At 62.8% G+C, this 21,207-nt stretch carries 20 protein-coding genes and 2 tRNA genes; 9 read left to right on the top strand and 13 right to left on the bottom strand.

Annotated elements, in window-relative coordinates:
- Positions 1-130: 130 nt before the first annotated feature.
- The 4 genes from groES to BW995_RS18110 all read right to left on the bottom strand — a co-directional run bounded on the left by groES (position 131) and on the right by BW995_RS18110 (position 4,189).
- On the bottom strand, positions 131-421 hold the full coding sequence (groES, locus tag BW995_RS18095) for a co-chaperone GroES (protein WP_076401829.1): 291 nt from the start codon (positions 419-421) through the stop codon (positions 131-133).
- 232 nt (positions 422-653) lie between these two features.
- Positions 654-1,457: a TVP38/TMEM64 family protein gene (locus BW995_RS18100; RefSeq protein ID WP_084194963.1), complete on the bottom strand. Its 804-nt coding sequence runs from the start codon at positions 1,455-1,457 to the stop codon at positions 654-656.
- Positions 1,457-2,260 (bottom strand): glycosyltransferase family 2 protein, encoded by an 804-nt coding sequence (locus BW995_RS18105; protein ID WP_076401830.1) that lies wholly within the window; start codon positions 2,258-2,260, stop codon positions 1,457-1,459. The genes BW995_RS18100 and BW995_RS18105 overlap by 1 nt, the downstream gene beginning before the upstream one ends.
- A gap of 360 nt (positions 2,261-2,620) precedes the next feature.
- The gene (locus tag BW995_RS18110) at positions 2,621-4,189 is read right to left on the bottom strand and encodes a glycoside hydrolase family 17 protein (RefSeq protein ID WP_084194964.1); all 1,569 of its coding nucleotides are present in this window, start codon (positions 4,187-4,189) and stop codon (positions 2,621-2,623) included.
- 158 nt (positions 4,190-4,347) lie between these two features.
- Between BW995_RS18110 and BW995_RS18115 the strand changes: the two genes are divergently transcribed.
- The 4 genes from BW995_RS18115 (at position 4,348) to BW995_RS18130 (ending at position 8,343) form a co-directional block, all read left to right on the top strand.
- Entirely contained in the window at positions 4,348-4,878 is a 531-nt protein-coding gene (locus tag BW995_RS18115) for a DUF2946 family protein (RefSeq protein ID WP_076401832.1), read from the top strand.
- A gap of 235 nt (positions 4,879-5,113) precedes the next feature.
- Positions 5,114-5,662: a copper chaperone PCu(A)C gene (locus BW995_RS18120; RefSeq protein WP_076401833.1), complete on the top strand. Its 549-nt coding sequence runs from the start codon at positions 5,114-5,116 to the stop codon at positions 5,660-5,662.
- A gap of 227 nt (positions 5,663-5,889) precedes the next feature.
- The gene (locus BW995_RS18125; RefSeq protein WP_076401834.1) at positions 5,890-6,636 is read left to right on the top strand and encodes a response regulator transcription factor; all 747 of its coding nucleotides are present in this window, start codon (positions 5,890-5,892) and stop codon (positions 6,634-6,636) included.
- 3 nt (positions 6,637-6,639) lie between these two features.
- Positions 6,640-8,343: a stimulus-sensing domain-containing protein gene (locus BW995_RS18130; RefSeq protein ID WP_076401835.1), complete on the top strand. Its 1,704-nt coding sequence runs from the start codon at positions 6,640-6,642 to the stop codon at positions 8,341-8,343.
- Positions 8,344-8,353: 10 nt separating this feature from the next.
- On the opposite strand, the gene BW995_RS18135 is transcribed toward BW995_RS18130, so the two are convergent.
- From BW995_RS18135 to BW995_RS18150, 4 genes are all read right to left on the bottom strand, one after another.
- Complete coding sequence (locus tag BW995_RS18135) at positions 8,354-9,184, bottom strand: hypothetical protein (protein WP_076401836.1); 831 nt, start codon at positions 9,182-9,184, stop codon at positions 8,354-8,356.
- Positions 9,185-9,437: 253 nt separating this feature from the next.
- The gene (gene folD, locus BW995_RS18140) at positions 9,438-10,319 is read right to left on the bottom strand and encodes a bifunctional methylenetetrahydrofolate dehydrogenase/methenyltetrahydrofolate cyclohydrolase FolD (RefSeq protein ID WP_175617121.1); all 882 of its coding nucleotides are present in this window, start codon (positions 10,317-10,319) and stop codon (positions 9,438-9,440) included.
- Positions 10,320-10,367: 48 nt separating this feature from the next.
- On the bottom strand, positions 10,368-10,691 hold the full coding sequence (locus BW995_RS18145; protein WP_076401838.1) for a DUF167 domain-containing protein: 324 nt from the start codon (positions 10,689-10,691) through the stop codon (positions 10,368-10,370).
- A gap of 4 nt (positions 10,692-10,695) precedes the next feature.
- The gene (locus BW995_RS18150) at positions 10,696-11,007 is read right to left on the bottom strand and encodes a YggT family protein (RefSeq protein ID WP_076401839.1); all 312 of its coding nucleotides are present in this window, start codon (positions 11,005-11,007) and stop codon (positions 10,696-10,698) included.
- 248 nt (positions 11,008-11,255) lie between these two features.
- On the opposite strand from BW995_RS18150, the gene BW995_RS18155 reads away from it, so the two are divergent.
- Positions 11,256-11,331, top strand: a tRNA-Ala gene (locus tag BW995_RS18155).
- 79 nt (positions 11,332-11,410) lie between these two features.
- On the opposite strand, the gene BW995_RS18160 is transcribed toward BW995_RS18155, so the two are convergent.
- Positions 11,411-11,728, bottom strand: a complete 318-nt coding sequence (locus BW995_RS18160; RefSeq protein ID WP_245821528.1) for a cupin domain-containing protein — start codon at positions 11,726-11,728, stop codon at positions 11,411-11,413.
- Positions 11,729-12,005: 277 nt separating this feature from the next.
- Between BW995_RS18160 and BW995_RS18165 the strand changes: the two genes are divergently transcribed.
- Positions 12,006-14,768: a [protein-PII] uridylyltransferase gene (locus tag BW995_RS18165; protein ID WP_076401841.1), complete on the top strand. Its 2,763-nt coding sequence runs from the start codon at positions 12,006-12,008 to the stop codon at positions 14,766-14,768.
- Between the two features lie 11 nt (positions 14,769-14,779).
- On the opposite strand, the gene BW995_RS18170 is transcribed toward BW995_RS18165, so the two are convergent.
- From BW995_RS18170 to BW995_RS18185, 4 genes are read right to left on the bottom strand one after another with little or no spacing between them, the layout of a single operon-like run.
- Positions 14,780-15,541, bottom strand: coding sequence for a formylglycine-generating enzyme family protein (locus BW995_RS18170; protein ID WP_175617118.1), 762 nt, complete (start codon positions 15,539-15,541; stop codon positions 14,780-14,782).
- The gene (gene queG / locus BW995_RS18175) at positions 15,456-16,694 is read right to left on the bottom strand and encodes a tRNA epoxyqueuosine(34) reductase QueG (RefSeq protein WP_076401843.1); all 1,239 of its coding nucleotides are present in this window, start codon (positions 16,692-16,694) and stop codon (positions 15,456-15,458) included. Before queG ends, BW995_RS18170 begins: the two co-directional genes overlap by 86 nt.
- A 10-nt stretch (positions 16,695-16,704) precedes the next feature.
- Positions 16,705-17,268 carry a demethoxyubiquinone hydroxylase family protein gene (locus tag BW995_RS18180; RefSeq protein WP_076401844.1) on the bottom strand — a complete coding sequence of 188 codons (564 nt, stop codon included), beginning with the start codon at positions 17,266-17,268 and terminating at the stop codon, positions 16,705-16,707.
- A gap of 12 nt (positions 17,269-17,280) precedes the next feature.
- On the bottom strand, positions 17,281-17,778 hold the full coding sequence (locus BW995_RS18185) for a disulfide bond formation protein B (RefSeq protein ID WP_076401845.1): 498 nt from the start codon (positions 17,776-17,778) through the stop codon (positions 17,281-17,283).
- 203 nt (positions 17,779-17,981) lie between these two features.
- On the opposite strand from BW995_RS18185, the gene BW995_RS18190 reads away from it, so the two are divergent.
- The 3 genes from BW995_RS18190 (at position 17,982) to BW995_RS18200 (ending at position 21,109) form a co-directional block, all read left to right on the top strand.
- Positions 17,982-18,066: transfer RNA gene (locus tag BW995_RS18190), tRNA-Leu, on the top strand.
- A 91-nt stretch (positions 18,067-18,157) separates the two neighbouring features.
- Positions 18,158-19,048 (top strand): formyltetrahydrofolate deformylase, encoded by an 891-nt coding sequence (gene purU, locus BW995_RS18195; RefSeq protein WP_076401846.1) that lies wholly within the window; start codon positions 18,158-18,160, stop codon positions 19,046-19,048.
- Positions 19,049-19,156: 108 nt separating this feature from the next.
- Positions 19,157-21,109, top strand: a complete 1,953-nt coding sequence (locus tag BW995_RS18200) for an acyltransferase family protein (protein ID WP_076401879.1) — start codon at positions 19,157-19,159, stop codon at positions 21,107-21,109.
- Positions 21,110-21,207 lie beyond the last annotated feature (98 nt).

Below are 21,207 nucleotides of genomic sequence, written 5' to 3' on the forward strand. Positions count from 1 at the left end.
AGCGTCGGTGCGCGGTCTGGAGACGGAACGGCAGTTGACCATCAGGTATCTGCAACAGGTGCAAGCGGCTGGTGGGGAAGGCCTGCTGCCATCGCACAGCAGCAGGCTTTCACGCCGACCAGGTCCGGACTTAGCCCTGGAGAATCCCCATGATGTCCGATTCCTTCATGATCAACAGGTCTTCGCCGTTGACCTTGACTTCGGTGCCCGACCACTTGCCGAACAGGACGCGATCACCAGCCTTGACTTCGAGGGGGATCAGCTTGCCGTCTTCGCCACGGGCGCCGGAACCGACAGAGATCACTTCACCTTCCTGCGGCTTTTCCTTGGCGGTGTCCGGGATGATGATCCCACCGGCAGTCTTCGCTTCGGATTCAACGCGCTTCACCAGCACGCGATCATGCAGCGGCCGAAAGTTCATTCTGGTCCTCCAATTGACCGTAGAGATGTCTACCATGAGAGGAAGCCCGTCCGGCCCCAGCTGGGCACCGTTGTTAGCACTCCCTCTCGGTGAGTGCTAACACAGGTAAGGCGAGGCGCCGTTTGAGTCAAGAGGTCTTGTAACGGCAGATGATGACCATTTGAGGGCGGACCATGAAAAAAGCCCCCGGACCAAAGGTTCGAGGGCTTTTTTCAGTGAAGGACTGGATAAATCAGGCCTCGCGGCCCTTTTTCCGCACCTGCCGATAAAGGGCGACGCTGATCAACCCGGAAATGACAAACAGGGCGATCGACAGCGCAGTACGGAACACCGTATCAAGGTGGATCCCGCTGCCCAGCAGCGAAAAGATGACTGTTTGCGGCAGATAGCCGATCAGCGACCCCAGCAGGAACGGCACCGCTCCGACGCTGGTCACTCCGGCGGCCATGTTGGTGATGAGGTTCGACCCCAGCGGCAGCAGGCGAATCAGCAGGGTCATCGAGAACGGATAGCCGCGCAGGAAGTCATCAACCTTGCGAATCCGCGCCCCGAAACGCCCCTTGACGAACGAGCGGCCAAACAGGCGGGCATAAAAGAACGTCGCCGCGCAGCCGATCACCTGCGCGACCATCGAGATCAGCACCCCGTTGACCAGCCCGAAGGCATAGCCGCCGCCAAAGGCGACAATCTGGCGCGGCACACCGACCGCACACATCAGGCTGCCCAGCGCAATGAACAGGGCCTCCCCGGCAATGCCCTTGCCGATCACCTGCTCATCCAGCCAGTGGGTATCCAGCAGGTCACCGACGCCCAGCACCTTGACCGCAAAACCGATCACCACCAGCGACACGATCAGCCCCAACCCTTTCAGCAGCGGCTTCAGGCTGCTGGGGGCGGTCGAGGATTGTGCCCACTGGTCGGCATAATCCTCGGTCAACGGCGCGGCATCGTCGGTGTCGGCAGACGATGAGTCCTCGAACGGCGACGGTGCATCCGGCGGCGGCACATCCGGCAGGGGGGGAACGGAACGGGCCATCAGCGGGTCTGACCCGGGTCCTGCCGCACGACGCGCGGATTGCGGGCACGCCGCTGCAACCACCACACCCCGAACAGGTCAACGATCCCCACCCACAGGCGGTTCCACAGGCCATACTTCGACACCCCCCGCTCACGCGGGCGGTGGTTGACCCGCACACTCAGCACCACCCCGCCTTCGCGCCGCATCAGGGCAGGCAGGAAGCGGTGCATGTGGTCAAAGCGCGGGAAGGCAAGGAAGGTGGCGCGGGCAAACAGCTTCAGACCGCAACCGCTGTCAGGGGTGTCGTCCTTCAGCATCGACGAGCGAATCCCGTTGGCCACCCGTGACGACAGCTTGCGCAGCCCGTTGTCCTGCCGCTTTTGCCGGTGACCGGCAATCATTACCATCGCCAGCGGCACATTGTTGGCGGTGGCCTGCCGGTCGCGTTCGGCCAGCATCGCCGGAATGTCGGCCGGGTCGTTCTGGCCGTCACCGTCCAGCGTCGCCACCCACGGCGCACAGGCCGCCCGCACCCCGGAATGGACCGCCTGACTCTGGCCGCAGCTGTTGGCATGGCGGACCACGCGCAGCATCGGAAATTCCCGTTGGGCTTCGTCCAGACGGGCAGGCGTTTCATCATCCGACCCGTCATCGACATAGATGATCTCGAACGGAACCACGCCATTCAGGGCCGCATGAATCTCGCGGATCAGCGGGAAAATGTTGTCGGCTTCGTTCTTCACCGGCACCACCACCGCCACATCGGGCGGCAGGACAACGGAAGCGGGGGCCGGGAAGTCTGAGGAAGGAGTCTGTGTCATCGCCTGTCCAGTTCGGACGGTGCCGACGCATCGGGGCAGTCACACCGCATGGCACCTGAAAAACGGGCCGGTTGTACCTGTTGTCGCCGCGACTGAAAAGCTCTTTCCACCGTCACGGTAGGGAAAAGGGTCCTCGACTCGATGAAAAGACGGTAAGGAAGGAAAAAGGCGGCACGGAGATCCCCCGTACCGCCCGGCTCTCTGCGCCATTGGAGTGTTTTCACACTGAGCAAAAACGCTCTCCGTTTTAATGCCGCATTTTCCAAGCCGTTGACCGGAGACGGTCAACTTGAAAATGCTCTCCGTTTTAATGCCGCATTTTCCGAGCCGTTGACCGGAGACGGTCAACTTGAAAATGCTCTAACGCGAAAAGCTTGATCCGCCATAGCCACCGCCCTGCCATGGCCACGGCAGGGCCGCCAGCCCCAGCGACAGCACCAGCGCGCACCATGTCAGGGCATCGCCATTGAGCCAGCCCTCGCTGATCGCCACCACCGGCGCGCCCAGAACGATGGCACCAGCCAACCAACTGTCTTCCGGTTTGCGGCTGACCCCGTCGTGATCGGTGCGCAGACGCAGCAGCAAGAACCCGACAGCGGCAATCACGATCATCGACGACGGGAAATCCCGATAGCGCCCGCCAAACACATGCCCGATCACCCCAACCGACGCCACAATCAGGGCCAGCCGACGTAGCCAGCCCAGCAGGGCGGCGTCTTCGCGGTGAATGGTCTGCTGGCACAAAGCCCGCAGAATGATCACCGAGGTCAGCGCCATCAGGCACCAGATCGCCCCGTTCAAGATCCATTCCCACGGCTGGCGCGACGACTGTTCGATATGCCGGGCGAGGAACGACAGGGCTCCACCACTGGCCAGGCCTCCCAGCAAACTGACGCCCCAGCCCACCAGATCGGCCCGGCGGCCACTGCTGGCGGCCAGCCCCCCCAACCCGATGCCCAGCGCGGCGGCCAGCCCGGCCCAGCGCATCCAGCCGGCTTCTTCGGCCAGCGGCCCCTGCAGGGTGACCTTGGGTTCGCGGTCGTCGGTAAACAGGCCCCAATAGCCGCCTGCGGTCCCTTCCAGCGCCCGCTTCCACGGCTGATCAAAGCTTTCGATCAGGTTGTAATCCCACTGATGCTCGGCAGCAGCGGCAATCACGCCCCGGATGAAACGGGTCTCGTTGACCAGCGTCGCCTCGGCACCCTGCCGCTGACGTCCGGCGCTCGGCCAGCCGATTTCGCCGATCAGCAGCTTTTTGCCGGGAAACACCTGCTCCATGTGCTGATGAGTGGCCACCACATGGGCAATGGCGTCATCGACCGGGGTCGGCTGGTCTTCCCAATAGGGCAACAGGTGGATGGTGATGAAGTCCACCGCCTGCGCCAGTGACGGATTCTGTTCCCAGAATTCCCACACGTCGGCATAGGTCACCGGCTGGGCAATCTGCCCCTTGACCTGCTGGATCAGCACCGCCAGCCGGTCGGCGGTGATTTCCCGCCGCAGCAGGGCTTCGTTGCCGACGATCACCCCGGTAATGGTGTCCGGGAACTGGCGGGCCAAAGCCACACCACGGGCCATTTCCTTGACGTTGTCGCTGTCCTTGCGGCCGATCCAGATGCCCTGCAACACCTTCAGCCCGACTTTCTGCGCCGCCTCGGGGACCTGATCCAGGCCGTTGGTGGTGGCATAGGTCCGCACGCAGTCGGTAAAGGTTGCCAGTGCCTGCAAATCAGACAGCACCCGCTCTTTGGGAACCACGAACGACTCGTTGAATGGCGTTTCGCTGCCCTGAAACGGCGCATACGAGACGCAGGCGGCATGCGCCGTTGGAGCGTCGGGAATCGCCACCGGGCGACCCAGTTGCACCCAGGCAAAAAAGGCAAACACCGCGCAGGCGGCAAATACCGCTGCAATCCACCCCCGGCCCATGCTGATCTCTCCTTCAACCCTCATGCAGCCTTTGCGCTGCTGTTTGGGGATGGTTTACGGAAAGCCTGGCCTCCTGACTAGGGAATTTTCCACATGCCCCTTTTCCGTCTGTTGCTTTAGGCTTTGCAAACGGCGCGGAAAAAGGTCATCGTACCGCCATGATCAACCACCGCCGCCCCTCTTCCGCCCGCATGCGGGCCGTTCTTGCGGGGCGCTCTGCCCAATGGACGGCAGAGCGTCAACGGTTGATGTTGTCCCTGTTTTCGCTTTCGTTGCCGCGATCGTTGACCCGCCGCCGCCATCACGCGGCCGTCGCCGGGTTGCTGGCCCTGTTCCTGCAAGTGCTGGTCCCGCTGGGACAGGCCGTTCCCGCCGGAACCGATGCCCACGGCCTGCCGCGATCACTGGTGGTCTGTAGCGCCAATGGTGGCCTGCGCACCATCAGCCTGCCGGGTACGACATCCCCGACCGGCAACACCGTTACCACCGGCATGAACCCGGTGATGGCCGCATGTTCCGTCTGTCTGGCCTATGCCGCTGGCGGACATCTGGCGCCTCCTCCCTCTGTGCCATTGCCTCTTCCCCAGGACGGACACGGAGAAACGATCCTTCCCTCGGCTCTCACCACCGCATCCGGCCCGGCAGTGCCACTGCCGCAACCGCGCGGACCGCCGTCGGAAATCGTCTGATTCCGCCCTGCACAGGCGATCAGACCTTTTCAGGACTCGTTCTCTCCGGGGGTATTCCGCCCCTCCTGTGATCCCGCCCTGTCAGGCCCGCCGTGGTTTGTTGGCTGAGCCCGTTTCCCCCGTGGTTTCCCCACCACGCCGGACATACCCCTGACAAGGCGGGGTCCATGCACTTTCCGACCCGCCCCCTTTTGCACCCGACGGGGGCAGGATTTTCCAGTACAGGATTGTCATCATGGCCTCTTTCGCTTCTTTCCATTCGGTTCTGCGCGCTTCGGCGCCGCTGGCGGCCGCTGCGGCCCTGCTGTTCAGCGCCAGTGCGGCCTTTGCCGCCGACGTGACGGTCAGCGATGCCTGGGCGCGCGCCTCGGCTGGCCCCGCCAAAACCGGAGCCGCCTTTTTCACCGTCACCAACAGCGGCAGCAGCGATGACCAGCTGCTGAGCGCCAGCAGCCCCGCCGTCTCGGCCACGGACGAGCTGCACACCCACATCAAGGACGGTGACGTGATGCGCATGCGTCAGGTCGAAAAGATTGACGTCCCCGCCGGGAAAGCCGTCACCCTGCAACCCGGTGGTCTGCATGTGATGCTGATGTCGCTGTCGGCACCGCTGGCCGAAGGCCAGACCTTTCCGCTGACCCTGACCTTTGCCAAGGCGGGCACCATTGAAACCACCGTCACCGTCAAGGCCGCCGGGGCGATGGGTCAGATGGACCACAGCCAGATGGATCACAGCAAAATGGACCATGGCGCGATGGACCACAGCGGCCACACCAAGCAGTAAACGGTCAGCGGGTCGTTCCAACTTTTGCCACATTGCGCGGGCAAATATGGTAGAGAGCAGTGTGTGCAAAAGTGGGAACCGGTTTTGCACATAAACACTGCGACCACTCAATACCGTGGATCATCGTGCTTGCATCACATCAAATGTACGATGGTCCACGGGTGAGAGGGTGATCTCTCACCCTTTTGCTTTGCCTGCCCATCACTGACCACAGGAGGACCGACCCCGTGATGCATTCCATTGCCCTTGTCGATGACGACCGCAACATCACGACCTCGGTCTCGATCCTGCTGGAATCCGAAGGCTTTACCGTCCACATCTGGCATGACGGCGCCGAAGCCCTGCGCGGGCTGGCCGAGACCGATGTCGATCTGGCCATTCTGGACATCAAGATGCCGCGCATGGACGGTATGGAGCTGTTGCAGAACCTGCGCAAGACCAGTGACCTGCCGGTGATCTTCCTGACCTCGAAGGATGACGAGGTGGACGAGCTGCTCGGCCTGCGCATGGGGGCGGATGACTACATCAAAAAGCCGTTCTCCCAGCGCCTGCTGCTGGAACGCATCCGCACCCTGCTACGGCGGGTCGAAGCCCGGCAGGCCGCCGCCGAAGCCGCCGCCGCCCGCCCGGCCAGTGCCTCGGCAGACGGCAACACTGATGCTCCGTCGGAAAATGCCATCGTGCGCGGCAGCCTGATTCTCGACCCGTCCCGCCACATGGTGACATGGAAAGGCAAAAGCGTTGATCTGACCGTCACCGAGTTCCTGATCCTGCAGGCGCTGGCCCAGCGCCCCGGTCACGTCAAGAACCGCGACCAGCTGATTGACGCCGCCTATGGCGAACATATCTACGTCGACGACCGCACCATCGACAGCCACATCAAGCGGTTGCGCAAGAAATTCCGCGAAACCGACGACGATTTTGCCCAGATCGAAACGCTCTACGGGGTCGGTTATCGTTACAAGGAGGGGTAAGGATTGACCCCGACCAGCGAGTCCCGCCGCCCACCGCGTGCCCTGTCACCGCTGACCCAGCGCATTCTGGCCGTCAACCTGATCGCCCCGATCATGCTGCTGGCCGGATTGCTGTATCTGGACCAGTACGAAGACGCGCTGGTTGAGGCCGACCTGACATCCCTGCGCGTCCAGGCCGACGTGATCGCCGCCGCCGTCGCCGAAAGCGCAGTCAGCGCCGAAACAGCCACCATCGAAAACCTGCGCCTGCCCGTGACCAGCCACCGGCTGGTGGTGGACCAGACCCGCGCCATTGTGCGCCGTCTGGCCGAACTGGGCAGTATCCGGGCGCGCGTTTTTGACCCCAACGGCTTGCTGGTCGCCGACAGTCGGCAATTGATCGGCCCCGGTGGGGCGATTCAGGTGTTTGATTTGCCCGCCGCCGAACCGGCCACGCTGGAAAACGGCCTGAAAGACCTGTTTTCGGTCACCGGGCGCCTGTTCAGCTGGGACGCCCCCCTGCCCCGCTACAGCGAACGCCGGGAGCAAACCGCCGCCGATTATGACGAGGTGGTGCAGGCGCTGGAAGACGGCATGTCCGCCCGCGCCGTCCGCCGCCTGAACGGTGATGACCGCATGCTGTCGGTGGCCGTGCCGGTGCAGTACTACAAGCATGTGGTCGGGGCGGTGCTGGTCACCCGTCCGGATACCAACATCAAGCAAAGCCTGTTCGAGGTCCGCCTTGCCATCGGCAAGCTGTTCCTCGGCACCCTGCTGATCACCGTGCTGCTGAGCTTTTATCTGGCTCAGGCCATCGCCACCCCGGTCCGCCGCCTCGCCGCCGCCGCCGAAGCCGTCCGCCGGGGCGGCAGCAAAGGCCGCTCGGTGGTCCTGCCCGACCTGTCGCACCGGCAGGATGAGATCGGCGACCTGTCGGTCTCGCAACGGGCGATGACCACCGCCCTGTGGGAGCGGATGGACGCCATCGAACGCTTTGCCGCCGACGTGGCGCACGAAATCAAGAACCCGTTGACCTCGATGCGCAGTGCGGTGGAAACGGTGGTTCGAACCTCGAACCCCGAGCATCAGCGCAAGCTGCTGGCCATCCTGCAAGACGATGTGGCCCGCCTTGACCGACTGATCACCGATATTTCCGATGCCTCGCGTCTGGATGCCGAGCTGTCACGCGCCGACAGTGAGAAAGTGGCCCTGGCCCCGATGCTGTCCACGCTGGCCGAGGTCTATGGCCCGGTGGCCGAACAGCAACAGGTTCAACTGCGCCTCGATCTGCCCGCCAACGATTGCCTTGAGGTCAACGGCCTCGAAGACCGTCTGGTGCAGGTGGTGCGCAATCTGATCGGTAACGCCCTGTCCTTTAGTCCGCAGGATGGCGAGCTGGTCATTGAAGCCCGCCGGACGGCGGGCTTCATTGAACTGGCGGTGATCGACGATGGCCCCGGCCTGCCCCCCGGCAAGGAGCTGGCCATTTTCGAGCGCTTTTATTCCGAACGCCCGCGCGGCGAAAAGTTCGGCACCCATTCCGGCCTTGGCCTGTCGATCAGCAAACAGATCGTCGAGGCCCATCGCGGAACGATCATTGCCAGCAACCGTCTGGCCCCGGATGGCAGCGTTCTGGGTGCCTGCTTCACTGTCCGCCTGCCCGAGGCCGCCGCCGCCGGTAAGTCCGGCAAGCTGGCAGCCAAGGTGGCAGCGCGGAACAAGTCCTGAAGGAGCGGGATCAAGCCTGCTCGGAAACACCGGTCTTCTGATTGGGAATCCCGGTGTCTTCGGCAATCTTGTTTTCGATGAATTCCTTGATCTCGGCTTCCAGCTTTTTGCGGTCTTCCGGCGACATGTTGGCCACGTCGTCTTCGGTCAGGCCCTTGCTGGACAGGAATTGCGCCCGCAGCAGGGCCCCGGGACCTTCACTGGCCAGTTTCATGAATTCACGGAACTTGCTGACCGCATCACTGCCATCGGTCGCCGTTTCTTCCTGCTGACCAATCCGCTGAACGGCAAACAGGCTTTGCGCCGTCTGGTCGGCCGATGCGCTGTCGCTGGCCTGTCCTTGCGAGGCGGCAACCTGTGCCATGATCTCGGGGTGAGCCGCTTCCCACTCACTCTGGCTTTGGGCCGTGCTGGCAACCGAGGTGGTGCCGCCCATCGTCTGCGCAATGGCTGCCCCACGTTCGGCAGCCAGCTCCGGGCCGACCTGCACCCCGCCAGAGGTCTCCAGCGGCAGCAGCATCGGCAGGCCGCCGTCCAGTGATCCGGTGTGCAGGCAGACGGAACCATTGTTGTAAAGGGTTGCCACCACCTTGCCATCAACGGTCACGGTGCCGTAGATGCTGTCATCATTGCCGCTGTCATCCACCGGATCAGCCTGCAGTGGATCGTCTGACCGCTCTTCGGCGGTTTTCTTGTCCGCCTTCGGCTCCTCGGGCGCGCCCAGCAGCGAGCGGAACGCGGAGGCAGCAGCCGAGTTCTGTGACGAGTCCCCCAGAGCAGAAGACGTCGTGACACCATTCTGACGGCGATCAGAATCGCCGATAAGAGAGCTGTGAACCATGAGAAACCCTTCTGTCCCAAAAGAAATATCAGGAAAACAGAAGGCAAGGACCGTGCCAGTCACCAACTCACGACGGCAGGCGGGTTATGCAGAATTCATTCAGAGAGGTCGGCTGAAAGGGCAGAGCAGTTTTTGCCGCTCGGCAAGAAACATCCAGTCCGCGAAATACAACCGGGGACACATCCCCACGGTCCTTGAAGGCACTGGCAACAGGGGGGAGAGCCGTATTCCCCCCCTGCTCCCGGTACCGTGGTCAGTCTTCCAGACCGTGCAGACGCTTGCAGGCGGTCAGGGTGTTGCGCAGCAGGCAAGCGATGGTCATCGGCCCGACCCCACCCGGCACCGGCGTAATCCCGGCAGCATGTTTGGCGGCCTCGGCAGTTTCGACGTCGCCGACCAGACGGCTCTTGCCTTCGGCACTGCCCGGCAGACGGTTGATGCCAACATCAATCACCGTCGCGCCGTCCTTGATCCACTCGCCCTTGACCATTTCCGGGATACCGACCGCTGCCACCACGATATCGGCAGCCTTCACCACCGCCGGCAGGTCACGGGTGCGGGAATGGGCAAGGGTGACGGTGCAGTTTTCCTTCAGCAGCAACTGCGCCATCGGCTTGCCGACGATGTTCGACCGCCCGATCACCACCGCATTCATGCCGGACATGTCGCCAAGGCGATCCTTCAGCAACAGCGAGCAGCCCAGCGGCGTACACGGCACCAGCGCCTGACCGCCAGTGGACAGCAGGCCGACGTTGACCGGGTGGAAGCCGTCCACATCCTTTTCCGGCACGATGGTGTTCAGCACGCGGTCGGCGTTGATGTGGCGCGGCAGCGGCAACTGCACCAGAATGCCATGAATGGCCGGGTCCTTGTTCAGCGCCTCGACCAGCAGCAGCAGCTCGTTTTCGCTGGTGTCGGCGGGCAGGCGGCGTTCGACCGACAGCATGCCGCATTCGCCGGTCTGCTTGCACTTGCTGCGCACATAGACATCGCTGGCCGGGTCCTCACCGACCATCACCACCGCCAGACCGGGCTGGATGCCGTGCTGGTCGCGCAACACCTGCACCTCGGCGGCAATCTGCTTGCGCAGACCTTCCGCAAAGGCCTTGCCGTCGATGAGCTTTTCGGGAGGGATGGTGGTCATGATCGTTACAGGCTCCTGGGCCGGAGAAGAGAGCGGGAATTACGGAGCGAGCTTGTCGCGCAAGGCAGCGGCCACGTCAACCGGCTCGCCGTGGATCAACAGCGTTTTTCGGCGGTCGGTCAGCCCGCCCACCACCTCGATCGAGGTACGGGGCAGCTTCCACGCTTTGGCCAGCATCTTGACCAGCGCCGCGTTGGCCTTGCCATTTTCAGGCACGGCGGTCACCGTACAGCGCAGGACAACACCACCTTCGGCGTCCTCGGCCAACCCCTGAATGGCATCGCGCGATGATTTGGGGGTCAGCCGGACCGACAGCTTGACGCCCCCGGCCACCGGACTGAGGGCGCGTTCCAAAAGCGGCATGGCGTCAGAAACCGCTCTGCATCAGGCGGAACGTCAGCTGTGAAATCACCATCTGCAGGAAATAGCAGAACAGGATCAGGACGATCGGCGACAGGTCCACCGTGCCCATGCTCGGCAGGATGCGGCGGATCGGACGCAGCGCCGGTTCGGTGATGCGGTCAAGGAAGTGACCGATGTTGTAAACCAGCTGGTTGCGGGTGTTGACGACGTTGAACGCCACCAGCCAGCTGAGGATGGCCGAAATGATCAGCGCCCAGATGTACATGTCGATGGCGATGTTCAGAACCTGCAAAAGCGGAAAAATGATCACGTCCATGGCGGCGGCAAAATCCGTCTGAAGCAAATCCCGCACAGACCTGTGGGCCTGCGACGGTGTATCTGCGGGTTACAAGCACAAGGACGGGTCATTCCCTGCGGAACAATACGGAGACAAAAGAATCCCCGCCCTGTGGGTGGACTCTAAAGGTAACGGTACGCCCGCAGGGCCGCAAGAGGCGGCGCAAAAAGTCATCAAAAAGAGGCTTGACACATGGAAAGGAACAGATAATATCCGGCTCCTCGAATGGGGCTGTAGCTCAGTTGGGAGAGCGCATCGTTCGCAATGATGAGGTCAGGGGTTCGATTCCCCTCAGCTCCACCATCCCTTTCGAAGACTGAACGCCGTCTTTTTTCCCGCCTGCGCGGTTGAGAAAAGGCGGCGTTTTTCTTTTCGGGCCCAGCTACACACTGCCCTTGCGCTCGACCACCAGCACCAGCGCCGCCCCGCATGGATGCGCCACATGGGCATCCCCGGCCTCGGCAAAGCAGAACTCGCCGGGCCCCAGCCGCTGGATGTGCTCGGCGCCGTCCGTATCACGCCAGTGCATGTCAACGGCCCCTTGCAACACTCCGAACACTTCCGCACCGTCGTTGACGTGCCAGCGATAGGGCTGGTCGGTCCAGTGGGCGCGCACGGTGACGCCATCCACCTCGCCCAGATCACGGGCATCCCAGGCGTGAGCGGGCTGAAAATCATGGGTACTGATGAATTTCATCATGCTTCCTTTGCAGGCCAGAGCATCCGTTGCAAAAGTGGCAAGCCACCTTGCCGACCAACAACGCGACACTTCAAACAGTTAGACCGTTGGCCTATGATAACGGCCACAGTACACGACAGTTGGTGGAAAAGAATGGGCTATCGCCCAGACCCATTCGGGGCCTGAGGCCCCGGCGAGGTGTGGAGCAGCGCTCCACGTCCTTGTTCCCAAACTGTCGTGTACTGTGGATAACGGCAAACCATACCCCCTGCACAAAAAACAGGAGCCCGCGCGGACCATGAGCACCAACAAGACCCTGCGAAAGCCGCGCGAGATCATCGACCGCAAGGAACTGGTGACCCGTCTGGACGAGATGGCCACCAGCGGCCTCAGCCCGCAGGAAATGCGCAAGCGCCTGCTGGCCGAGCTGAAGGACACCTATCGCCGGGGTCACGAGGTGGTGCGCCAGCGGTGCTTGGAAGGGCGGGTCAACGGGGCGTTGACCGTCAGCGAGAACTGTTACCTGATGGATCAGCTGGTGGTGACGCTGTACGATTTCGTCACCACCCATGTGTATGCGCCGGGGGTGCGGACCAAGGGGGAAAAGATCAGCCTGCTGGCGGTCGGCGGCTATGGCCGGGGCGAGCTGTCGCCCTATTCCGACATCGACCTGTTGTTCCTGCTGCCCTACAAGTCCACCCCCTATTCCGAACAGGTGGTCGAATACATGCTCTATATCCTGTGGGATCTGGGGCTGAAGGTCGGCCACTCCACCCGCTCGATTGACGAATGCATCCGCCTGTCGCGTACCGACATCACCATCCGCACCGCCCTGCTGGAAGCCCGCTGGCTGTGGGGTGACCGCAAGCTCGCCGACGAGTTCAAGCAACGCTACCGCGCGGAAGTGATTGCGGGCAGCGGGCTGGCTTTTGTCGAGGCCAAGCTGGCCGAACGCGACGCCCGCCACGACCGGCTGGGGGACAGCCGCTATCTGCTGGAGCCGAACGTCAAGGAAGACAAGGGTGGCCTGCGTGACCTGCACACCCTGTTCTGGATCGCCAAGTACCTTTACAACATTCAGGACGTGCGCGAACTGGTGGACCTCGGCCTGCTGACCCATCAGACGGCCCAGCTGTTCATCAAGGCCCAGACCTTCCTGTGGTCGGTGCGCTGCCTGTTGCACTATCTGACCAACCGGGGCGAAGACCGCCTGACCTTTGACATGCAAAAGGAAATCGCCACCCGGCTGGGCTATACCGACCACGCCGGGGCAGCCAGCGTCGAGCGGTTCATGAAGCATTACTTCCTGATCGCCAAGGACGTCGGCGATCTGACCCGCATTTTCTGTGCGGTGCTGGAGGAACACAACAAGCGCAAGCCGCGCCTGCGCCTGCGTCGTCCGAAACAGGTCGAAGGCTGCTTTCTGGTCGATGGCGACCGCCTGAACCTGAAACCCGAGATGACCTTTGAACAGGACCCGCTGCGCATCCTGCGCCTGTTCCGTCTGGCCCAGACGATGGAGCTGGACGTTCACCCCAACACCCTGCGACAGGTGCATGAAAACCTGCATCTGGTGACCACATTGCGCAGCAATCCCGAGGCCAACAGCCTGTTCCTCGACATCCTGTGCGACAGCCGCGATGCCGAAGGCACCCTGCGCCATCTGAACGAAGCCGGAGTCTTTGGCCGTTTCCTGCCCGACTTTGGCAAGGTGGTGGCGCAGATGCAGTACGACATGTACCACGTCTACACCACCGACGAGCACACCATCCGCGCCATCGGCACCATGCACCGGATCGAGCAGGGCTTGCTGGCCGACGAGTTGCCGCTGTCCACCAGCGTGATGCCGACCGTCCAGTCCCGGCGGGCGCTGTATGTGGCGGTGATGCTGCACGATATCGCCAAGGGCCGGGGCGGCGACCATTCCGAACTGGGGGCCAAGGTGGCGCAAAAGCTGTGCCCGCGTCTGGGCCTGACCCCGGAAGAAACCGAAACCGTCGCCTGGCTGGTGCTGCATCATCTCGACATGAGCCGCAACGCCTTCAAGCGCGACATCGACGACCCGCAGACCATCGCCGACTTCTCGAAGCTGGTGCAAAGCCCCGAGCGGCTGAAGCTGCTGTTGCTGCTGACCTGTGCCGATATCCGCGCCGTTGGGCCGCAGGTGTGGAACGGCTGGAAAGCCGCCCTGCTGCGCGAACTCTATTACCGCACCATCGACGCCCTGTCCGGCAACCTGTCCGCCGAAGCCCGCGACGTGCGGGTCAGCCGCAAAAAGGATGCCCTGCGCGCCAGCCTGTCCGGGTGGAACGACGCCCAGATCGAACGCCATCTGGCGCTGGGCTATCCCAGCTACTGGCTGATGTTTGACACCAGCACCCACCAGCAACACGCCCGCATGATCCGCCGCGCCGAAGAGCGCAACGAAACCCTGACCATCGACATGACGCCCCAACCGAGCAGTGGCGTGCTGGATGTCACCGTTCTGTGCCCTGACCATCCCGGCCTGTTTGCCCGCATCACCGGGGCCATTTCGCTGCTGGGCTGCTCGATTGTCGATGCCAAGATCATCACCCTGACCAACGGCATGGCACTCGACAGCTTTTCAATCCTCGACCCGAAAGGCGAGCTGCCCACCTCGCACGACAAGCAGCGCCGCCTGAGCGAAACCATCGAGCAGGTGCTGACCGGCAAGCGCAATGTCAGCAAGGAACTGGTCGGCAAAAGCGGCACCCTGCCCCAGCGGGCCAAGGTGTTCACCGTGCCGCCACGGGTGATTGTGGATAACTCGATGTCCAAGACCCACACGGTGATCGAGGTCAATGGCCGCGACCGCCCCGGCTTTCTGTACGATGTCACCCGCACCCTGACCAATCTGGGCCTGCAAATCGGCTCGGCCCACATCTCGACCTACGGCGAGCGGGTGGTGGACGTGTTCTACGTCAAGGACATCTTTGGCATGAAGATCGACCACCAGAGCAAGCTGAAGCACGTCCGCGAGCAACTGATGATCACCCTCGAACAGGAAGAGCACGGGCCAGCCAAGCGCAAGGCGGGGTAACCCCCCCCTCCTTACGGATGCGTCTCCAGCTCGGCTGCCACCCGGAAACCGACGGTGTAGCTCCACAGGGTGATCGGGTGGCGGGCGCGGGCGTTGGAGCGCGATTGCAGCGGAATGTAATACCACGCCCCACCACGGGCGGCCCGTTGCTGGCAGTCCTGTTCCGCTGGCGGGGCGGAGCGTTTGATGTTCCAGCACGACGAGGTCCATTCCCACACGTTGCCCGCAGTGTCATACAGGCCATAGGGATTGGGATTGAACGAGCCGACCGGGGCGGTCATGTGGCCGCTCCACTGGGTTCCGCAGGCGCGGCAGTTGGCGTTGCCTTCGCCCGGGTCATTGCCCCACCAGAACAGGGTGTGCGTCCCCCCGCGTGCCGCCCATTCCCATTCGTCTTCGTTGGGAATGCGGTAGGTCCGTTTGGTGATCCGGTTCAGCCAGTTCACATACTCAAGGGCTTCGGTGTAATTGATGTTGATGATTGGCCGCGAGCCGCTGCCCCAGCCGTGATCGCTCTGCCCACCCTTGCAGGCATGGGCATTGACGCAGGCCTGCCACTGGCTGAAGGTGACTTCGGTCTGCCCCATCAGGAATGCCGCAATGGGGCGCGGCGGGGCATCATCCGGGATCAGGACGCCGGCTGGAATCGGGACCAGTGGCGGACAGTCGGCGCAATCTTCAATGGCGTCAACAGCCTGTGCCGCCGACATCCCGGCCAGCAGGGGCACCAGCAGCAGCGCGAGCACCAGCAGGCACCGCTTCAGCTGAGTCACACAGGGCATGGCTCCATTCCTCACGCACAAGGGGGTCTTGCTCGCACGCTAGCGCAGCCGGGGCGCGCTCGGCAAGCTGTTGCGGTGCCAGACGCCCCAGCGCCCACACCGCGCAGCCACGCACCGTCGGGTCGTCATCGTCCAGCAATGGCACCACCGCCGCCGCCAGCGCGGGCTGACCGCTGTTGCCCAGCGCCACCAGCGCATTGCGCACCATCCGCCCGCGCCCGATCCGCTTGATCGGCGAGCCGCTGAACACCTCGCGGAAAGCGGCATCATCCAGCGCCACCAGATCGCGCAATTCGGGGGCCAGCAGCTCGACACGGGGTAGAAACTCATCCAGACGGGTCGGGCTGGCAAAGCGGTTCCACGGGCAGACTCCGACGCAATCATCACAGCCATAGACCCGATTGCCCAGCATGGGCCGCAGCTCGCGCGCGATCGGCCCTTGATGCTCGATGGTCAGATAGGCAATGCAGCGGCGGCCATCAATGCGCCGCTGGCCGTCGGCGGTTATCCACAGGGCCTGCGTCGGGCAGGAGTCGAGACAGGCCGAACAACTGCCGCAGTGATCACGCTGCACGCGGTCGGGGTCCAGCCGCAGGGTGGTGAAGACTTCGCCCAGAAACAGCCACGAGCCATGCTGGCGCGACACCAGATTGGTGTGCTTGCCCTGCCAGCCCAGACCGGCGGCCACCGCCAGCGGCTTTTCCATCACCGGGGCGGTATCGACAAACACCTTCACCCCTTCCCCGCTTGCCTCGTGCAGCCAGCGCGCCAACTGCTTCAGGCGTTTTTTCAGCAGGTCGTGGTAATCGCGATTGCGGGCATAGACACTGATCACCCCGTGATCCCGGTGGGCATGCAGGGCAAACGGATCATCTCCGGGGGCATAGCTGACCCCCAGCGCAATCACGCTGACCACCTCGGGCCACAACACCCGCGGATCGGCGCGGCGGTCGGCGGTTTCGGCCATCCAGCTCATCGTCCCGTGGGAGTCTGCCGCCAGATAGCCGCGCAAGTCCTCGCCCACCGACGGCGGCAGGCTGGCATGGGCAAATCCGACCGTATCAAAACCGATGGTCAGGGCCTCGGCGCGAATGGCCTGCTTCAGCGCCTCGGGGTCAGTGGGCAGAGCGGGACGTTTGGCCACTGCCTGCGGCTCAAATCCGTTCCGACAACCAGATGGCCAGCTTGGTGCCGCGCTTGATAGCGCCGTACAGCAGCGGATAGGCCGGAGCCTGCTCGGCGCCGTTCTGATAGCCGATGTCGCGGTGTTCCAGCTCTTCATCGCGGAACTTCAGGATGGTCTGCTTCAGCTCGGCTTCGTCGTCGCCCAGTTGGGCGGCCTGTTCGGCGTAATGCTCGTCAATGGCTTCCTCGACCGCCACCGTGCAGGCCATCGCCGCCCGCTCGCCCAGCAGGGCCGTACCAGCGCCCAGCGCCCAGCCCGCCACATGCCAAACCGGCTGCAACAGGGTTGGCCGTCCCTGACGGTCGGCAATCGCCTTTTCAAAGTAGTCCTTGTGAACGACTTCCTGTTCCAGCATGTGCTTTAGCGTGTGCTTGTGCTGACCCCGGCCCATCACCGCCAGCTGGCCGCTGTAGATGCGCACCGCGCCATATTCCCCGGCGTGGTCAACCCGCACCAGGCGGTCCATGAACTGTTCTTTGGTCAGATCGCCGGGAATGCGCATGTCGGCGGTGCGAACGGTTTCGTCACTCATCACAAAGATTCCTTATTCTTCCGCCGAGCGCAGACGACGCAGCGCAACCAGCGTGCAGACAAACAGGACCAGATTATAGAGGGTGTTATAGCCCGCCAGCGAGATGCCGAACAGACGCCATTGCACTTCATCACACGGCGGCGGCGGCGGTTGGGTCAGCGCCGCCTGCATGTCGGCCAGACTGGTCGGAGCCGCCGACGTTTCCGCCGTACAGGCCGGGCTGGCCCACCAGTGGCTTTCCACCCCGACATGGAACACGCCCAGCCCCAGATTGGCCAGGAAGGCCAGCAGAACCAGCCCGATCCCCAGCCAGCGCAGGCGCGCCGACGTCGGAGCCGCAATCAGCAGCAGCGACACCATCCCCGCCACCACATAGGGTACACGCTCGTACAGGCACAGCAGGCACGGGCGCAGCCCGTACACCTTTTCGCCAATCAGCGCAGCGGTCAGCGCCATGGCGCAGGAGAGGGCGATAGCCATAAACAGCGGGCGGGATTGGGTGCGCGTCATGCAAAAGCCCCTGCAAAATCATCACAACAGAGACATCGGCATAGCAGATTTACCCCCGGTTTGCCATGTCAACAACGCGTGAGCACAAGAACTCCCATCGTGGTTATGGGTATTGCCCCCGGCCCGCATTTTTTGCTTGCACCGTGCCAGTCAAAGGATTTATGTATGGCTCCCCAAGCCCGTTGCTGGCTTGGTCCCTGGTTGGGGGTGTGGCGGAATTGGTAGACGCGCGCGACTCAAAATCGTGTTCCGCAAGGAGTGTGGGTTCGAGTCCCTCCACCCCCACCATCAGGGTGAGCTGCCCGATGTGAAGCAGCGCCTGTCAGAGCAGCGCCCAATCGGCACCACGCCCAGTCGGCGCAACGATGGAAGATCCACCATGTCCAAGCCTGCCGCAGCCAAGGCGCCCGTTGCCGAGGCGCATTTTGTGCTGACCATCACCAGCCCCGATTCCGTCGGGATCGTCGCGGCGGTGTCCAGCTTCCTCGCGGAAAACGAAGCCTTCATCACCGAAAGCGCCCACTATGGCGACCCGGACACCGGTCGCTTTTTCATGCGCACCGTGTTCCGCGCCGGTGGCAGCCGCTTTCCGGCGATCGACAAGCTGAAGGCCGGCTTTGCCCTGATCGGTGACCGCTTCAGCATGGACTGGTCGATGCATGATGCCACCCGCCGCCCGCGGGTGGTGATTGCGGTGTCGAAGTTCGGCCATTGCCTGAACGACCTGCTGCACCAGTGGCGCACCGGCCAGTTGCAGATCGACATTCCGGCGGTGGTGTCCAACCACGAGGATTTCCGCGATCTGGTCGAATGGCACGGCATTCCGTACCACTACCTGCCGGTCAACAAGGGCAACAAGGTGGAACAGGAACAGCGGATGCTGGAACTGTTCGACAGCAGCGACGCCGACCTGCTGGTGCTGGCCCGCTACATGCAGATCCTGTCTGAAAGTGCCTGCCGCCATCTGGCCCGCCGGGCGATCAACATTCACCACTCGTTCCTGCCCAGCTTCAAGGGCGCCCGCCCCTATCAGCAGGCCCATGCCCGTGGGGTGAAGATCATCGGCGCGACCGCCCACTACGTGACCCAGGACCTCGACGAAGGCCCGATCATCGAGCAGGGCGTCGAACGGGTTGATCACACCTTCACGGTGGACAACCTGGTGCGCACCGGTCGTGACATCGAAACCGTGGTGCTGTCGCGTGCCGTCCGCTGGCATGTGGAAAACCGCGTGATGATCAACGGTGCCAAGACGGTGGTGTTCCGGTAACGCAGTGCGCGTATGACCTGACACCACAGGATGGCCAGACACCACAGTCAAGAACACGGGGCAGGCGATCGTCTGCCCCGTGTTTTTTTTCATGACCCGGGGGGCACCATGATCTACAGACGGGAAATAGATGGCCTGAGGGCAGTTGCCGTGTTGGCGGTGATTCTGTTCCATGCGGGCTTCGGGGCCTTCAGGGGGGGCTTTGTCGGCGTCGATGTCTTCTTTGTGATCAGTGGTTATCTGATCACCACCCTCATCGTCACCGATCTCGACCATGGACGGTTTTCCGTTAGCCGTTTCTATGAACGACGTATCAGACGCATTCTGCCTGCCCTGTGTGTCGTCGTGCTGGCCTGCGTTCCATTCGCTTGGCTGTGGCTGTTACCGGGGGAGCTGCTGAGCTTCTCCCACAGCCTGATGGCCGTCGCCACCTTTACCGCCAACATCCTGTTCTGGCGGGAGAGTGGCTATTTCGACACCACCACCGACCTTAAACCCCTGCTGCACACATGGAGTCTGGCGGTCGAAGAACAGTATTATCTGCTCTTCCCGGCCTTGTTGATCCTGCTGTGGAAAGTGGGGAAACGCCGGGCGATGGTGGTGGCGTTGGGGCTGGTGTTTGTCGCCAGCCTGGCTCTGGCGTACCGGATGGCACAGAGCCATCCGTCCGCGGCCTTTTACCTGCTGCCAACGCGGGTGTGGGAATTCATCATCGGGGCCTTCTGTGGACTGTGGCTGGCCAGACCGCAACACCACGGCATTGCGGGACTCTGGCAGGAGGTCGCTGGCTGGTCCGGCTTGCTCCTGATTCTCTGGGCCGTCGGCACGCTTGATGACTCTCTGCCCTTTCGCGGCCTGTTTGCGCTGGCCGCCCCCCTCGGCACGGCACTGGTGATTGTCTTTGCCACCCCCCGGACCACCGTTGGCAGGCTGCTGGGCAACCGGGTCTGCGTCGGTATTGGTCTGGTCAGTTACAGTGCCTATCTCTGGCACCAGCCGTTGTTTGCCTTCGCCAGACTGCGCACCCTGTCCGAGCCTGCTCCAGCTGTTTTTCTGGCGCTGATTGCCACCACCTTTGTCCTTGCCGGTCTCAGCTGGAAATATGTCGAGACTCCTTTCAGAGCCAGTGCAGGGGCTGGCCGGAGCAAGGTCTTCATTGCCGCCTTTGCCGCCTCGGCGGGGATGATGGCGCTGGCGCTGACCGGGCATCTGGGCGGCGGCTTCAGCACCCGCTTTCCTCCCTTGGTCGAACGCCTTGAAACCCCCGACAAGCAGGCACCAATCCTGTGTCGGGCTGCCGGGCGCGACAAACCATGCCTGCTGGGCAATCAACAGGCCGCACCGAAGACCGTCATGTTGGGAGATTCCCACAGCGTGATGCTGCGGGCCGGTCTGTCCGACGCTCTGGCCTCGTCTGATGCCTCCATCCTGTCGTTTGCCGGGGGCTGGTGTGCGCCACTGCTGGATTTCGGGACGAACACTCCCCTGAAAAATCCGCACTGCCGCACGATCATGTCGAAATCCCTCGCCCTTGTTCTCGGGAACAAGGACATCACCACGGTGATTCTGGCCGCAGAGTGGTCGAATTACACACAGGGGCGGCGTCCGGATGACTCCGGCCTTGCCTATTACACAGACTCGCAGTCCACCACCTTCAGCCTGCAGGAAAACGCGGCAGCGTTCGAGCGGGCGCTCCAGAACACTCTCAGCCAGCTGACCAAAGCCGGAAAGACCGTCTACATCGTTACCTCAGTCCCGGAGTACACGGTTGTTGTTCCGACCGCTCTGGCCAGACGCTACCTCATGACCGGAACGGTTTCCCTCGGCCCGTTCGAGATTGATCAGGCGGCCTACCGGAACAGGAACAGGGATGTCGCAGACATCTTTTCCCGCATCAACGACCGTAACGTCCACATCGTTGACAGCTACGCGGTGTTCTGTCCCGCCGGACGCTGCCAGTACGCCGATGACTCGGGATCGTACTACATTGACAGCAATCATCTGTCACAAACCGGCAGCAAGAAACTGGCGCGGGCTGTCATACCGGCGCTTGGCCTGTAAGGCGGCCCCAACCCATGAGGCCATGACGAAACAGGCGCTAGAGCAACGTGCGTTAAATCGAACGCACGCTGCTCCAACATTTTGTTCTGTCGCATTGT

Source organism: Insolitispirillum peregrinum, assembly GCF_900156605.1.
Lineage (GTDB): Bacteria > Pseudomonadota > Alphaproteobacteria > Rhodospirillales > Rhodospirillaceae > Insolitispirillum > Insolitispirillum peregrinum.

What these genes read in the sequence shown, in the direction of transcription:
- groES (WP_076401829.1), bottom strand. Translation starts at nt 421, where the DNA reads ATGAACTTTCGGCCGCTGCATGATCGCGTGCTGGTGAAGCGCGTTGAA.
- BW995_RS18100 (WP_084194963.1), bottom strand. Translation starts at nt 1,457, where the DNA reads ATGGCCCGTTCCGTTCCCCCCCTGCCGGATGTGCCGCCGCCGGATGCA.
- BW995_RS18105 (WP_076401830.1), bottom strand. Translation starts at nt 2,260, where the DNA reads ATGACACAGACTCCTTCCTCAGACTTCCCGGCCCCCGCTTCCGTTGTC.
- BW995_RS18110 (WP_084194964.1), bottom strand. Translation starts at nt 4,189, where the DNA reads ATGGGCCGGGGGTGGATTGCAGCGGTATTTGCCGCCTGCGCGGTGTTT.
- BW995_RS18115 (WP_076401832.1), top strand. Translation starts at nt 4,348, where the DNA reads ATGATCAACCACCGCCGCCCCTCTTCCGCCCGCATGCGGGCCGTTCTT.
- BW995_RS18120 (WP_076401833.1), top strand. Translation starts at nt 5,114, where the DNA reads ATGGCCTCTTTCGCTTCTTTCCATTCGGTTCTGCGCGCTTCGGCGCCG.
- BW995_RS18135 (WP_076401836.1), bottom strand. Translation starts at nt 9,184, where the DNA reads ATGGTTCACAGCTCTCTTATCGGCGATTCTGATCGCCGTCAGAATGGT.
- BW995_RS18145 (WP_076401838.1), bottom strand. Translation starts at nt 10,691, where the DNA reads ATGCCGCTTTTGGAACGCGCCCTCAGTCCGGTGGCCGGGGGCGTCAAG.
- BW995_RS18150 (WP_076401839.1), bottom strand. Translation starts at nt 11,007, where the DNA reads ATGGACGTGATCATTTTTCCGCTTTTGCAGGTTCTGAACATCGCCATC.
- BW995_RS18160 (WP_245821528.1), bottom strand. Translation starts at nt 11,728, where the DNA reads ATGATGAAATTCATCAGTACCCATGATTTTCAGCCCGCTCACGCCTGG.
- BW995_RS18165 (WP_076401841.1), top strand. Translation starts at nt 12,006, where the DNA reads ATGAGCACCAACAAGACCCTGCGAAAGCCGCGCGAGATCATCGACCGC.
- BW995_RS18180 (WP_076401844.1), bottom strand. Translation starts at nt 17,268, where the DNA reads ATGAGTGACGAAACCGTTCGCACCGCCGACATGCGCATTCCCGGCGAT.
- BW995_RS18185 (WP_076401845.1), bottom strand. Translation starts at nt 17,778, where the DNA reads ATGACGCGCACCCAATCCCGCCCGCTGTTTATGGCTATCGCCCTCTCC.
- purU (WP_076401846.1), top strand. Translation starts at nt 18,158, where the DNA reads ATGTCCAAGCCTGCCGCAGCCAAGGCGCCCGTTGCCGAGGCGCATTTT.
- BW995_RS18200 (WP_076401879.1), top strand. Translation starts at nt 19,157, where the DNA reads ATGATCTACAGACGGGAAATAGATGGCCTGAGGGCAGTTGCCGTGTTG.